The sequence below is a fragment of the Paenibacillus sp. J31R34 genome (genome assembly GCF_059383715.1).
On record NZ_JBXENU010000003.1, the window covers coordinates 181,286 to 195,393 of the forward strand.

The 14,108-nt window shown below is 52.3% G+C and carries 10 protein-coding genes; all 10 read left to right on the top strand.

Annotated elements, in window-relative coordinates; translation table 11 throughout:
* Positions 1–10 precede the first annotated feature (10 nt).
* The 10 genes from ftsL2 to murA all read left to right on the top strand — a co-directional run bounded on the left by ftsL2 (position 11) and on the right by murA (position 14,055).
* On the top strand, positions 11–412 hold the full coding sequence (ftsL2, locus tag AC50YG_RS10175) for a cell division protein FtsL (RefSeq protein ID WP_341282179.1): 402 nt from the start codon (positions 11–13) through the stop codon (positions 410–412).
* Between the two features lie 9 nt (positions 413–421).
* Positions 422–2,707, top strand: coding sequence for a penicillin-binding transpeptidase domain-containing protein (locus tag AC50YG_RS10180; protein ID WP_494826600.1), 2,286 nt, complete (start codon positions 422–424; stop codon positions 2,705–2,707).
* A 148-nt stretch (positions 2,708–2,855) separates the two neighbouring features.
* Complete coding sequence (locus AC50YG_RS10185; protein ID WP_473759691.1) at positions 2,856–4,799, top strand: stage V sporulation protein D; 1,944 nt, start codon at positions 2,856–2,858, stop codon at positions 4,797–4,799.
* A gap of 99 nt (positions 4,800–4,898) precedes the next feature.
* The gene (locus AC50YG_RS10190; RefSeq protein ID WP_494826602.1) at positions 4,899–6,389 is read left to right on the top strand and encodes a UDP-N-acetylmuramoyl-L-alanyl-D-glutamate--2,6-diaminopimelate ligase; all 1,491 of its coding nucleotides are present in this window, start codon (positions 4,899–4,901) and stop codon (positions 6,387–6,389) included.
* On the top strand, positions 6,386–7,852 hold the full coding sequence (locus AC50YG_RS10195; protein WP_494826604.1) for a UDP-N-acetylmuramoyl-tripeptide--D-alanyl-D-alanine ligase: 1,467 nt from the start codon (positions 6,386–6,388) through the stop codon (positions 7,850–7,852). The genes AC50YG_RS10190 and AC50YG_RS10195 overlap by 4 nt, the downstream gene beginning before the upstream one ends.
* A 4-nt stretch (positions 7,853–7,856) precedes the next feature.
* On the top strand, positions 7,857–8,819 hold the full coding sequence (gene mraY / locus AC50YG_RS10200; RefSeq protein ID WP_473759686.1) for a phospho-N-acetylmuramoyl-pentapeptide-transferase: 963 nt from the start codon (positions 7,857–7,859) through the stop codon (positions 8,817–8,819).
* A gap of 279 nt (positions 8,820–9,098) precedes the next feature.
* On the top strand, positions 9,099–10,544 hold the full coding sequence (murD, locus tag AC50YG_RS10205) for a UDP-N-acetylmuramoyl-L-alanine--D-glutamate ligase (protein WP_494826606.1): 1,446 nt from the start codon (positions 9,099–9,101) through the stop codon (positions 10,542–10,544).
* A 44-nt stretch (positions 10,545–10,588) separates the two neighbouring features.
* Positions 10,589–11,686, top strand: coding sequence for a stage V sporulation protein E (gene spoVE, locus AC50YG_RS10210; protein WP_494826608.1), 1,098 nt, complete (start codon positions 10,589–10,591; stop codon positions 11,684–11,686).
* 170 nt (positions 11,687–11,856) lie between these two features.
* Complete coding sequence (murB, locus tag AC50YG_RS10215) at positions 11,857–12,762, top strand: UDP-N-acetylmuramate dehydrogenase (protein ID WP_494826609.1); 906 nt, start codon at positions 11,857–11,859, stop codon at positions 12,760–12,762.
* Between the two features lie 15 nt (positions 12,763–12,777).
* On the top strand, positions 12,778–14,055 hold the full coding sequence (gene murA / locus AC50YG_RS10220; RefSeq protein ID WP_473759681.1) for a UDP-N-acetylglucosamine 1-carboxyvinyltransferase: 1,278 nt from the start codon (positions 12,778–12,780) through the stop codon (positions 14,053–14,055).
* Positions 14,056–14,108: the final 53 nt, after the last annotated feature.

Here is a 14,108-nt window from a genome sequence, read left to right on the forward strand (position 1 = left end):
AGGTTCTGGAGTGGCCTATACAAATGGAAATTTGGCTCTGCAGCCTAAGAGAAAGCCTGAGCAGAAGCCAGCAATTAAGCAAAACAAACGGGTGGTCGTCAAAAGAAAAACGTTAACGATGCAGGAAAAGCTGCTGTACCTGTTTACCGTAATTGCATGCGTGCTTGTTGCAGGCGTTATTATTTTCAGGTATGCCGAAATTTATAAAATGAGTGTGGAAATTAAACATGTGACCAGTGAATATGAAGCGGTGAACGTCGAACTGAAAGAGCTGAAGAAGCAGGTTGAAATGCTGAGCGATCCGGAGTTTATTCGGAAAATGGCGGAAAGCCAGGGGATGGTCAACAATTATCAGCCAGGCATAACCGTTAATACAGGCAAAGAGGAATCGGCTACTGCAATGGGTGAGTAAGGAGGACGTATGGTAAAACGAATCAGAATGCGCACGCTGTTTTTTGGAGGGGTAATTACCCTCCTTTTTCTTATTCTAATTGGTAGAATTTTCTATGTGCAGGTAGTTGATAGAGACACTTGGTATACGATGGCAAAAGAACGCTGGGCTGATTCAGAGACTTTAGTAGCGAATAGGGGGACCATTACGGATCGCAATGACAATGTGCTGGCGATGGATGCACTTGCGTATAATGTGGCAGTCAGTCCGAAGCTGATTGATAGTTTGGGCATTGCCGATGAGGTTGTAGAAGGGTTGAATGCGATTTTGAACAAGCCGCAGGATGAGCTGCGAAAAATCGTAACCGCGCAAAACGATAAAGGCGAATTTTACGCGCAGCGTGAACTTCGCGATGGCGGCTGGAATATCGACAAATCGGTGGCCGATAAAATCAAGGAGCTGCGGGATGAGCTAAAGAAAGAAAGCAAAGTAAATGACGTTGGCATTTATTTATATGATGATCAAAAACGCTATTATCCTCGCAACACAATGGCATCCCAGCTGCTAGGCTACGTAGATAAGGATGGCAAAGCGCTCGCGGGCATCGAGTCCTTTTTCAATGACAAACTGCAGGGCAAGAATGGCGAAATCAAGTATGAGAAGGATGGCAAGCGTGTTCAGCTAGCAGAAGGCGACGTCGTCTACGAGCCCGTCGTAGATGGGCAGGATATTACGCTGACGCTGGATAATGAAATTCAGCATTATGTAGAGGACGCGATCAAGCAAGTAGCGGATAAATATCAGCCTAAAAGCATCACGGCTATAGCTGCTGACCCTAATACGATGGAAATTCTTGCAATGGCGAATTATCCGACCTTTAATCCGAATACGTATTGGGATACGAACTTTGAAAATGCGTACAACCACGCGATCAAGTCCTTGTACGAGCCTGGTTCAACGTTCAAAATTGTAACGCTGGCCGCTGCGGTTGAAGAAGGGCTGTTCGAACCGAATGCGACCTTTCAATCCGGTAGCATTAATGTACCAGGTAGTCCCGTCCGTGATTCCAACCGGGTAGGCTGGGGTAAAATCTCTTATTTGGACGGCTTGAAGCATTCCAGTAACGTCGCTTTCGTTAAGCTGGGCTGGCAAATGCTCGGCGGAGAGAAGCTGGTTGATTATATTAATCGCTTCGGCTTCGGGCAGCCGACAGGCATTCAGCTGGGTAATGAATCAAAGGGCGTCAACAATATCAATTTGAGCATTCCCAGTGATATTGCACGGGCATCTTTCGGACAAGGCCCCGTATCCGTGACGCCGATTCAACAAATTGCTGCAGTCGCTGCAGTAGCAAATGGCGGTAATTTAATGCAGCCGCAAATTATTAAGCAAATTTACAATCCGAATACGAATACAACCCAGAAGTTTGAGCCGAAGGTTGTACGCAGGGTAATTTCCGAGGATACGTCTAAGAAGGTAGGCGAATATTTGGAGCAGGTTGTATCCGACCAAGTAAACGGAACTGGAAAAAATGCATACATTGAGGGCTACCGTGTAGCAGGTAAAACCGGTACGGCACAAAAAATTATTAATGGGAAATATTCCAAAAATAAATATGTTGTTTCGTTTATTGGCTACGCACCGGTTGAAAATCCGAAGGTCGTCGTCTATATCGTCGTCGATGAGCCGAATGATCCGCTTGCGGGCGGGGGTACGGTTGCCGCTCCAGCCTTTAAGGAGATTGTCTATAAAACTTTGCGCCATATGGGCATCCTGCCGGATAACGCGTCGGAGGAAGCGACAACGGATAAAAAGACGCCAACCATTCAACTGCCGGATGTCACCGAAATGAATTTGTCTCAGGCGCAGACTGAGCTTAAAGCGCGCAATGTAATGTTTGAGGTCGTTGGAACCGGGACCACGGTAGTCAAACAGGTTCCGGCAGCAGGGGAAAACATCGCTCCCACCCAGCGCGTTTATCTCGTTACCGAGCAGCAGGACAAGCTAACCATTCCCGATATGACGGGGCTGTCACTTCGTGATGCTCTGGAGGTTGCTTCACTGATGAATGTGCAGCTGCTGGCAGAAGGTGAAGGCTTCATTATTTCCCAGAAGGAAGACAAGCAGGGAGATAAGCGGATTTTGCGTGTACAGCTTTCGCCGCCAACTGGGGCCGAAGGTGCTATCACTGCAGAGGAAGCATTGGAAAATGCGAATGCACAGAATGAAGCTGAGTCTGATACGGAAGAAGAGGCCTCCTCAGGTAGCTCCATGCAGGATGATGTTGAGGATACAGGAGAAATTCAGGAGCAATAGAATATTCAGCAACGACTGGCATGGGCTAGTACGGGTAGTATAATGGACATGTCAGAGGCTTGTTCTATCTCCTCCGCCGAATGAATAGGCTGGGAATGAGCGTCAGTGTACGCTCTGCCTTAAGCAAAGGGCGGAGGAGGAGCAAGCGATGAAAGTATCAAATGTGACGGTGCGCCGTCGATTGTTTATGGTGCTGATTTTTGGAGTCATTGCATTTGCCGCTTTAGGTGCGCGGCTAGGGTATGTTCAGCTTTGGCAAGGCAGCGAGCTGGCGGCCAAGGCGGAAAACTCATGGCGCAGGGACATTCCCTATATGGCGAAGCGGGGAGAAATTTGGGACCGTAACGGCGTCAAGCTGACTTACAATGTAACCTCGCCTACCATTTGGGCGATTCCTGCACAAATTAAAGACAAGCGGGCGACGGCTGATGCGCTCGCACCGCTGCTGGATATGACGGCAGATGAGCTGTATGGCAAAATTAATACGAAAAAATCAATGCTCGTCCAGCTTCGTCCCGGCGGCCGCAAAATGACGCTGGAGAAGGCGCAGCAGGTGCGGGAGCTTGCGCTTCCTGGCATTGTTGCCGCCGAGGACAATAAGCGTTTCTATCCCTTTGGCAGTTTGGCGGCACATGTGCTAGGCTTTACAGGCATAGACAACCAAGGACTGACGGGTGTGGAAGCGAAGTATAATGACGAGCTTAGCGGCATTCAAGGGAATGTCTCTTTTCTGTCGGATGCGCGCGGCAGGCAGATGCCGAATTCCTCGGATACGTATGTGGAGCCGAAGGAAGGGCTGACGATGCAGCTGACGATCGACAAGCAAATTCAAGCGATTATGGAGCGAGAGCTGGACCAAGCGATGGCGCAGCACCAGCCCGACCAGATTATGGCCATTGCGATGAATCCGAAAAACGGTGAAATATTGGGGATGGCAAGCCGCCCGACCTATGAGCCGGATAAGTACAAGGAAGTCGCGTCCGAAGTGTACAATCGGAATTTGCCGATTTGGATGACCTATGAGCCGGGTTCTACGTTTAAAATTATTACGCTCGCGGCAGCTATTGAAGAAAAGAAGGTTAACCTGAACAATGAGCGTTTCTATGATCCGGGTGCAATTGAAGTTGGAGGCGCAAGGCTTCGCTGCTGGAAGAAGGGCGGCCATGGCAGCCAGACTTTTTTGGAAGTTGTCGAGAACTCCTGCAACCCGGGCTTTGTGACGCTTGGGCAGCGGCTGGGCAAAGATAAGCTGTTCGAATATATTAAAAATTTTGGCTTTGGCACAAAAACAGGCATTGATATTGGCGGCGAGGAAAACGGCATTATGTTTAAGCTGAGCAGGGTTGGGCCAGTGGAGCTGGCGACGACCGCTTTCGGTCAAGGGGTGTCGGTTACGCCCATTCAACAAATTACCGCTGTCTCGGCTGCTATTAATGGCGGTACGCTGTACAAGCCGCATGTGGTGAAGGGCTGGATTAATCCAGATACCGGGGAGACGGTGGAAACCGTAGAGCCGGAGGCGGTGCGAACGGTCATTTCTGAGGAAACGTCGAAGGCGGTTCGGGAAGCGCTGGAAAGTGTCGTAGCGAAAGGAACCGGGCGAAATGCGTTTATTGATGGCTACCGCGTTGGCGGCAAGACCGGTACGGCGCAAAAGGTCGTGAACGGCAAATATTCGCCAAACGAGCATATCGTTTCCTTTATCGGCTTTGCCCCAGCGGATGATCCGGAAATCGTCATCTATGTAGCGGTCGATAATCCGCAAGGGATCCAATTCGGGGGCCTCGTTGCGGCGCCGATCGTCCGCAATATGATGGAGGATGCATTGACGGTATTGCAAGTGCCGCAAAGGGAAAAGCAGATTGGAAAAGTATACAAATACGGAGAGACCCCAATTGTGACTGTACCTAATCTGATCGGCAAGACGGTGTCCGATATTTATGAGGATTTGAATATGAACTTCAACTTAAGCTCGGCGGGAACGGGGCAGACGGTTATTCGTCAGGCGCCTGCTGCCGGCACGCGGGTAGATCGCGGTTCTACGATTCGCATCTATTTGGGCGACGAGGAAGATATATCACATACGCATTGACTATACGGGTAGACATAATAAATAATAATGAAGGACATCATGCTCGGTCAGGCAGCAGGGCTTCAGGTTTGCCGAGTGATGGGAGGAGAAGATAGGCATATGAAATTAAGCGAATTGGCAAGCAGATTAATCACTTCCAAGCTAATTGGCAGCGGTGATATAGAGATTACAGCCATGGAGACGGATTCACGTGCGGCACAGGCGGGCAGCTTGTTTATTTGTTTGCCGGGCCATACGGTGGATGGGCATGACTTTGCTCCGCAAGCGGCGGAGCGCGGGGCGTCTGCCTTTGTAGTCGAGCGCGAGCTGCCGCATATTGCGGCTCCGCAGCTCGTTGTAGGGAGCAGCCGCCATGCGATGGCGGTGCTTGCGGACTATTTTTACAAGCAGCCAAGCAGCTTCTTGCATTTGATCGGGGTTACCGGCACGAATGGAAAGACGACGACAACGTATTTAATTGAGCAAATTTTGAATGATCAGCAAAAACCGACAGGTGTTATCGGTACAGTGGAGCGGCGTTATGCAGGGATAACCGAGCCGATGTCCGGCACGACGCCGGAAGCGCTCCAGCTTCAGCGTTATTTGGCGGAGATGCGAGCTGCTGGCACGCAATATTGTGCGCTGGAAGTTTCCTCCCATGCGCTGGAGCAGGGCCGGGTGAAGGGCTGCCGCTTCCGCACGGCAATTTTCACGAACCTGACGCAGGATCATCTGGATTATCACGGAACGATGGAGCGTTATGCTGAAGCGAAGGGGCTTTTCTTCTCGCGGCTTGGCAATGTGTATGCTAGTGACGAGGCGGAGCGCTCCTATGCGGTGCTCAATGCGGATGACCCAGCCTCGGAGGCTTTTGCAAAAGGGACAGCTGCGGATACCATTATGTACGGCATTGATCATGAGGCGGATGTCCGTGCCTCGCGTATTCAAATTACGGCGCAAGGCACGTCCTTTCATGTCGACACCTTCGCGGGCAGCTCGGATATTACGCTCAAGATGGTCGGCAAGTTTAATGTGTATAATGCGCTTGCGGCCATTAGTGCGGCATTGATTGAAGGCATAGCGATTGAGCAGATCAAGGCCAGCCTGGAAAAAATGGCCGGTGTGCCGGGGCGCGTGGAATCGGTAAGCGTCGGTCAGAACTTTGCCGTTATCGTGGACTACGCTCATACGCCGGATGGACTCGACAATGTGCTGCGCGCGGTCAAGGAGCTAGCGCCGCCACGCATCATTTGCGTATTCGGCTGCGGAGGCGACCGCGACCGGACGAAGCGTCCGATTATGGGCGCCATTGCTGCCAAATACAGCGATTATGCGATTATTACCTCGGATAATCCGCGTACGGAAGACCCAGAGCTCATTTTGCGGGACGTGGAAGCCGGGCTTTTGCAGGGTGGTGTGGACAAGAGCCGCTATGAGCTGCTCGTTGATCGACATGCCGCTATTGAAAAAGCGGTTGAAATGGCAAGCCCTGGCGATGTAGTATTGATTGCGGGGAAAGGTCATGAAACCTATCAAATTATCGGAGGCGTTACGCATCCGTTTGATGACCGACTAGTTGCGAAAGAAGCGATAAGGGGATTATTACATTGATTAGACGTACGCTGGAACAAATAGGCGGCATGTGCAAGGCGGAGTGGAGCCCGGCTTATTCCGCCGTTGCCATCACTGGCGCAGGAACCGATTCTCGTAAAATTACAGCGGGGCAGCTGTTCGTGCCGCTGGTGGGAGATAAATTCAATGGGCATGACTACGTAAGCCAGGCGCTTAAGGATGGGGCTGCCGCTGCGCTGTGGCAGCGCGGCCAGGCTATTCCGCAGGAGCTCGCAGACGCCCCTCTGCTTTTGGTCGATGATACGCTTGCAGCGCTTCAAGCGCTTGCGAGTGCCTATCGCACCGAGCTTGCAGGACTGCGCGTTGTGGGTATTACAGGCAGCAACGGAAAAACGACAACGAAGGATATGGTTGCCGCAGTTCTCGGCACCTCGCTTCGCGTGCACAAAACGGCAGGCAACCTGAACAATCATATCGGGCTGCCGCTGATGGTGCTGGAGCTGGATGAGCAGACGGAGGTAGCCGTGCTGGAGATGGGTATGAGCGGCTTTGGTGAAATTGAGCTGCTGACGCAAATTGCGAGGCCTGATGCTGCCATCATTACGAATATTGGCGATGCGCATATGCTTCAATTGGGCTCGCGCGAAGGCATCGCGAAAGCGAAGCTGGAAATCGTTTCCGGCTTGCAGCCCGGTGGCCTGCTGCTGTATAACGGTGATGAGCCGCTGCTCGCCTCCGGTCTTGGCGCTGCGGCGCTTCCAGCTGGCGCGAGATTGGAAGCTTTTGGCCTGATGGACGGAAACCAGTGGACAGCTGCGAATATGAATATAGACGCGGTATCGGCAGCCTTCGAGCTGAAAGACGGAAGCTCCAGCGCGCAAGCCCATGCAGTGGTGCCGGAATCGGCTGTAACAGCCGAAACAGCTGAAGGGGAAAGCTATGCCATTCCTGTGCCGGGCAAGCATAATGTCAGCAACGCGCTGGCAGCTATAGCCATTGGCCATCATTTTGGCATCTCTGGGGAGCGGATTCGCCAGGGATTGTCCAGCCTGCAGCTGACAGGCATGCGGATTCAGCCGGTAAAAGCTTTTAATGGCGCCATGATTTTGAATGATGCGTATAACGCGAATCCGACTGCGGTAAGGGCGGCCATTGATTTGCTGGAGAGCGTAAGCGACTTCCGCAAAAAATGGATCGTGCTTGGCGATATGCTTGAGCTAGGACCGGATGAGGAGCAGCTTCACTATGAGACGGGCGCCTTCATTACGCCAGCGAAAGCGGATGCCGTGCTTACTTGCGGGCAGCTGTCGCGTCACACGTCGCGCGGCGTGAAGAGCAGCTTTGGCGCTGCGGCTGATGCAGCGGACATTATTCATTTTGAAGAGAAGGAAAAGCTGGCGGAGTGGCTCAAACAGCAGCTGCAGCCTGCGGATATTGTGCTGGTTAAAGGCTCGCGCGGTATGCGTATGGAACAGATTGTCCAAGCTTTAGAGGTGGGGTGAGAGCATGGACATGATGATTATTTTATTCACACTAGGCCTTTCATTTTTGCTCGCGGCTCTGCTTGGACCGATTTGTATTCCCTTGCTGAAACGAATGAAGTTTGGCCAGCAAATTCGTACAGACGGACCGCAAAGCCATTTGAAAAAAAGCGGCACACCAACGATGGGCGGCATCATTATTATGCTGGCGCTGCTCATAGCCTTTTTGAATTTTGCCGATAAAACGGCGGATTTTTGGGTGCTGCTTACCGCCTCGCTAGGCTTTGGCCTCGTTGGCTTTCTCGACGATTACATCAAAATCGTCTTCAAGCGCTCGCTCGGCTTGACCGCGCGCCAGAAGCTGTTCGGGCAGCTGTTGTTCTCGGTTATCGTCTGCGCGCTGCTGTACCAGATGCACCATAGCACAGAAATCATCGTTCCCGGCACGTCATGGAGCTTCGATATGGGATGGTTTTATTATCCGTTTGTCGTCATTATTTTGTTCGCGGCCAGCAATTCGGTTAATTTCACCGATGGGCTGGACGGACTGCTCGCTGGTACAAGCGCGATTGCCTTTGGCGCATTTACAATTGTTGCGCTGCAGGTGTCGGCTTATGGCTCTGCCATTTTCTCAGCCGCGATGATTGGAGCCGTACTCGGCTTCCTGATCTACAACGCCTATCCTGCCAAAGTGTTTATGGGGGATACCGGCTCACTTGGCATCGGCGGCGGCATTGCGGCGGTAGCGATTTTGACGAAAATGGAGCTGCTGCTCATTTTAATCGGCGGTATTTTCGTACTCGAAATGCTGTCGGTTATTTTGCAGGTCGGTTCCTTCAAGCTGCGCGGCAAGCGGATTTTCAAAATGAGCCCGATTCATCATCATTTTGAACTGTCCGGCTGGTCCGAGTGGCGCGTTGTATCAACGTTTTGGGCAGTTGGCCTCGTGTTTGCGGTGCTGTCGCTGCTGTTGATACGCGTATTTTAAATTCACTGCACACAAACAAAAACGACTTCGTCGTCCTTCTAGGACGAGCGAAGAGCTTTGCCCTAGAATTCAAGGTGAAACGGCTTTCGCCGTCCTTTGGCGGCCAAGCAACCGTTTCGCGTAGAAATATAGAGAAAGGATGGAAAAATCATATCCTTTCCTATATTTTTCAAAAAAATAGGGATAGCAGCTGGCGCTTCAAGCAACGCCGAGATTCTAACTTTCGAATCACGGTGTTGTGGGGCTCATGCTGCTGGCCTTTACAAGGAGCTGTCATTTATGGATCATCCGGCATCATACCGGGGCCGCCGCATTGTGGTGCTTGGCCTGGCGAGAAGCGGGGTTAGCGTCGCGAAGGTGTTTCATTCCTATGGGGCGGAGGTAATAGTAAACGATAAGAAAGAGCAAGACCAATGTCCCGAAGCGGAGGAGCTAATCGCTTTGGGCATTTCTGTGCTTTGCGGTTCTCATCCAGACGACCTGATTACAGCTGATACAGCGCTGCTTGTGAAAAATCCGGGCATCCCTTATTCTACTCCGCCCATCAGGCAAGCCGCAGCAGCAGGCGTTGAAATTGTGACGGAGGTGGAAGTGGCCTATTGGCTTTCGCCGGCACCGATTATTGGCATTACAGGCTCGAATGGCAAAACGACAACGACAACCTGGATCGGCGAGCTGCTGGAGGCGGCGAGCAAAAATCCCATCGTGGCCGGCAACATTGGCCGTCCATTATGCGAAGCGGCAGTTGAAGCGACAGAGGACAACTGGCTTGTCGCCGAGCTGAGCAGCTTTCAGCTTAAAGGGACATCGGGCTTCCGTCCCCGCGTCGCCCTGCTGCTCAATGTAGTAGAGACGCATCTGGATTATCATGGCGGCATGGAAGATTACATACATTCGAAGGCAAAGCTGTTTGCCAATCAGACGGCAGAAGATACGGCTGTGCTGAACTGGGATGATCCGGTTTGCCGGCAGCTCGCTGATCGTCTGAATGCTACTATTTTTCCCTTCTCGCTTTATGAAAAGCTAAGCTATGGGGTGGCGATTGAGCCTCCATATGTGAAGACAGCTGCGAACGCTTCTCTGGGTGAAACTGAAGCTGCTGACGTACGCCATATCGTATGGCATAAGCAGGATGGAACGCACACGAAGCTGCTTGAAGTGGGCGAGCTTGGCATCCCAGGGCGCCACAATGCGGCAAATGCGCTTGCGGCCATTGCGGCATGTCTAGCAGCCGGAGCATTGCCGGAGCAGCTTTCCGAGACGCTGCGGAGCTTTAAAGGTGTAGAACACAGGCTGGAGTATGCAGGCGAAGTAAAAGGGGTCAAATATTACAACGATTCCAAGGCTACGAATCCGACAGCGACGATGATGTCCGCCCACTCATTGACTGCGCCAATCGTGCTGATTGCAGGCGGCCTTGATCGCGGCTCGGATTACATGGAGCTGCTGCCGCTGTTCCGTGACAGGCTCAAGGGGCTTGTGGCGCTCGGCGAGACACGCGGCAAGCTGGGCCATGTTGCGGAGCTGGCAGGTTTAGCAGGCGTTCGATTGGTCGAACCTGAAGACAGCGCCGAAGCGACCTTGCGCGAAGCGGTGCGGCATGCAGCCGCGCTAGCAGCGCCGGGCGACATCGTATTGCTGTCGCCGGCCTGTGCCAGCTGGGATATGTTTACATCCTATGAGCAGCGCGGGCGCATTTTTAAAGATTCGGCGCATACCTTGTAAGTAGGGGGCTTGTCCCTACTTTTACATGCAAAGAGGTGTACGCTATGGTCAAAGCCAGGTCTGCCCCGGACGTATGGATGATCGTCTCCATTGCGCTCATTCTGGCTATCGGAATCATTATGGTATACAGCGCGAGCGCAGTGCTCGCTTTTCATGAATTCGGAGACCGCTATTATTACGTCAAGCGCCAGCTGCTGTTCGCCGGTCTCGGAGTTTGTGCGCTCATCTTCACCATGAATATGAATTATCTCGTTTGGCGCAAATGGGCAAAAATCGCCTTGATCATCTGCTTCGTTCTGCTTGTCATCGTACTGATCCCCGGTGTGGGCGTCGTGCGCGGCGGAGCGCGAAGCTGGCTCGGCATCAGCTCGTTCGGCATCCAGCCTTCCGAATTCATGAAGCTGGCGATGGTTTTATTTTTGGCAAAATGGCTTTCCGAGAAGCAGCAGACGATTACGCTGTTCGTCAAGGGACTGCTGCCTCCGCTTGGGATGGCGCTGCTCGCCTTCGGCCTTATTATGCTGCAGCCGGATCTTGGTTCCGGCGCAGTCATGGTCGCGGCATCGCTGCTTTTGATCTTTACGGCAGGCGCACAGCTCAAGCATTTGGGACTGCTTGCGCTTGCAGGCGCCGCGGGGCTTGTCGGCCTTATTTTGGCTGCTCCCTACCGGCTGCAGCGTATCTCGGGCTTCCTTGATCCATGGGCGGATCCGCTGGGCTCAGGCTATCAAATTATTCAATCGCTATATGCGATTGGCCCAGGAGGACTTGTCGGGCTTGGCCTCGGCATGAGCCGGCAGAAGTTCAGCTATTTGCCGGAGCCGCAAACGGACTTTATTTTCTCCATCGTTGCAGAAGAGCTTGGGTTTATCGGTGGTTCAGCTCTGATTGTGCTGTTTATGATCGTGATATGGCGCGGCATTCGAACGGCCATTTATGCGCCTGATACGTTCGGCAGCTTGCTCGCAGTCGGCATCACGAGCATTATCGGCGTTCAGGTGCTCATTAATATCGGTGTCGTTATCGGAATGATGCCTGTAACGGGCATTACGCTGCCGCTTGTCAGCTATGGGGGTTCATCGCTTACGCTTCTGCTCACATCGCTGGGCATTTTACTTAATATTTCACGTTATTCAAGGTGAATGAACAACTAGGCTTGCGGCGCTTGCTCCATTCAATAAGCGGGCTTGCAGCCTGACGCTATAGGCATTTGTCACACTACCCGGGCACAGGGCATAGGATACTCTTATAAATCGTGACCATCGCCGAGCGGGCCTGTTCTTCACCTTGAAGCAGAAGGAGGTTAGACAGCATGGAACATGTAGCTGAGCTGTTTGAAAATGCAAAAATTGGAAAAGTACTCATTAATGAACGGCTGGAAAATCATACTACTTGGAAAATAGGCGGTCCTGCCGATATTCTTATTATACCGGATGGAAAGCAGCAAATGATGTCGGCTGTCCGGCTGCTTCATGAAAACGGCATACCGTGGACCCATTTGGGACGCGGCTCCAATATGCTGGTGAGCGACAAGGGCATTCGCGGCGTTGTCATTAAACCGCGGGGCGGACTGGATTATGTGCGCTTCGACGGGAACACTGTTCATGCCGGAGCGGCTTATTCCTTCATTAAACTGTCTGTGATGTCCGGCAAGGAAGGACTGACAGGCTTGGAATTTGCCGGGGGCATTCCGGGAACCGTAGGCGGGGCCGTCTATATGAATGCCGGAGCGCATGGATCGGATGTGTCGCGTATTTTCAAGTCAGCCGAGATTGTGCTGGGAAATGGTGAATTGGTAACCTACGGACCTGAGGATATGCAATTTTCTTACCGACATTCCGTGCTGCATGAACGCAAAGGGCTCGTGCTTTCAGCGACCTTCGAGCTTGCGCCTGGAGACCGTCAGGAAATTGCTGCAACGCTGGCCTCATACAAGGAAAGGCGGCTGCGTACCCAACCGCTGCAGCTGGCATGTGCGGGCAGCGTCTTCCGCAACCCGCCAGGCGATTATGCCGCCAGATTGATCGAGGAGGCGGGGCTTAAAGGCCACCGTGTAGGTGCAGCCGAAGTATCCGGGCTGCATGCCAATTTTATCGTCAACACCGGGCAAGCGACAGCTGAAGATGTGCTTACCCTCATGGCTCATATTCAAGGCGTCATTGTGGATCGATATGGGATCAGCTTGGTGCCGGAAGTGCTGGTGGTGGGTGAGCGGTAATTCGGAGGTGAGACATTGGACAAATTGGTGATTGAAGGCGGGAAACCACTCTCAGGAACCATGGTTATCCAAGGAGCGAAAAATGCCGCTTTGCCAATATTGGCAGCCAGCTTATTGGCCGAAGGCGAAACGACGCTGGAACATGTGCCGAAGCTGCTGGATATCGACGTCATGCTCAGCATACTGCGGGAACTCGGATGCCATGCGGAGCATGAGGGCGATACGGTACAGCTGAACACGGAAAGCTTGCATCTCTCCCATGTGCCGGAAAAGTTAATGGGGCAGATGCGCTCGTCCATCTTTCTAATGGGGCCGCTTCTTGCGAGGTTTGGTGAAGTGCAGGTGTATCAGCCTGGCGGCTGCGCAATTGGGCAGCGCAAAATTGATTTGCATCTGGAGGGACTTCGGGCGCTCGGGGCCGATATTGAAGAAGCGGGCAATCGTATCATTTGCCGGGCAGACCGTCTCAAAGGAGCCGATATTCATCTAAGCTTCCCTAGTGTCGGAGCGACGGAAAATATGATGATGGCCGCGGTGCTTGCTGAAGGGCGAACGATGATTACGAATGCTGCTCGCGAGCCGGAAATTCAGGATTTGCAGCGGTTTCTGAATGCGATGGGTGCCGAGATGATCGGTGCTGGTACGGATACGATTACGATTAATGGCGTAAAGTCGCTTTCTCCCTGTAAGTACAAGGTCATTCCTGATCGAATTGTAACCGGCACCTTAATGGTTGCGGCTGCTGCGACGCGCGGTCAAATTACTCTTCTGAATACATGCCCCTCCCACTTGTCTTCCTTAATACACGTGCTTCGCCGGTCAGGTATTCAAATCACCACCCACGATGATATAATAAAAGTTAGCTGTGCATCCCGCCCCAAAGCCATTGAACGAATTGTTACTTCTCCATATCCTGCTTTTCCAACCGACCTGCAATCTCAAGTGATGGTGCTGCTGGCGCTTGCAGACGGAACGAGCATTATGAAGGAGACGATTTTCGAAGGCAGGCTGAAGCATGTTGACGAACTATCACGAATGGGTGCGGATATACGGGTTGATATGAATGCGGCTTTTATCCGGGGCGTTCCGCGTCTTTATGGAGCGACGGTGGAAGCAACGGATTTGCGGGCAGGGGCAGCGCTTGTAATCGCGGGCCTCGCTGCGCAAGGGAAGACGGTAGTGGAGCAAATTCATCATATTGATCGGGGTTATGATCGCATTGAGACGATGTTAAGCAGACTGGGAGCAAGGATTTCTCGCAATTCTCCTGTTCCTCAAGCTCCTAATAACTAGTGTATGCGAACAAGCGCCTGAATAGAAACTCCCGGATCCTGCTATTTGGGAAC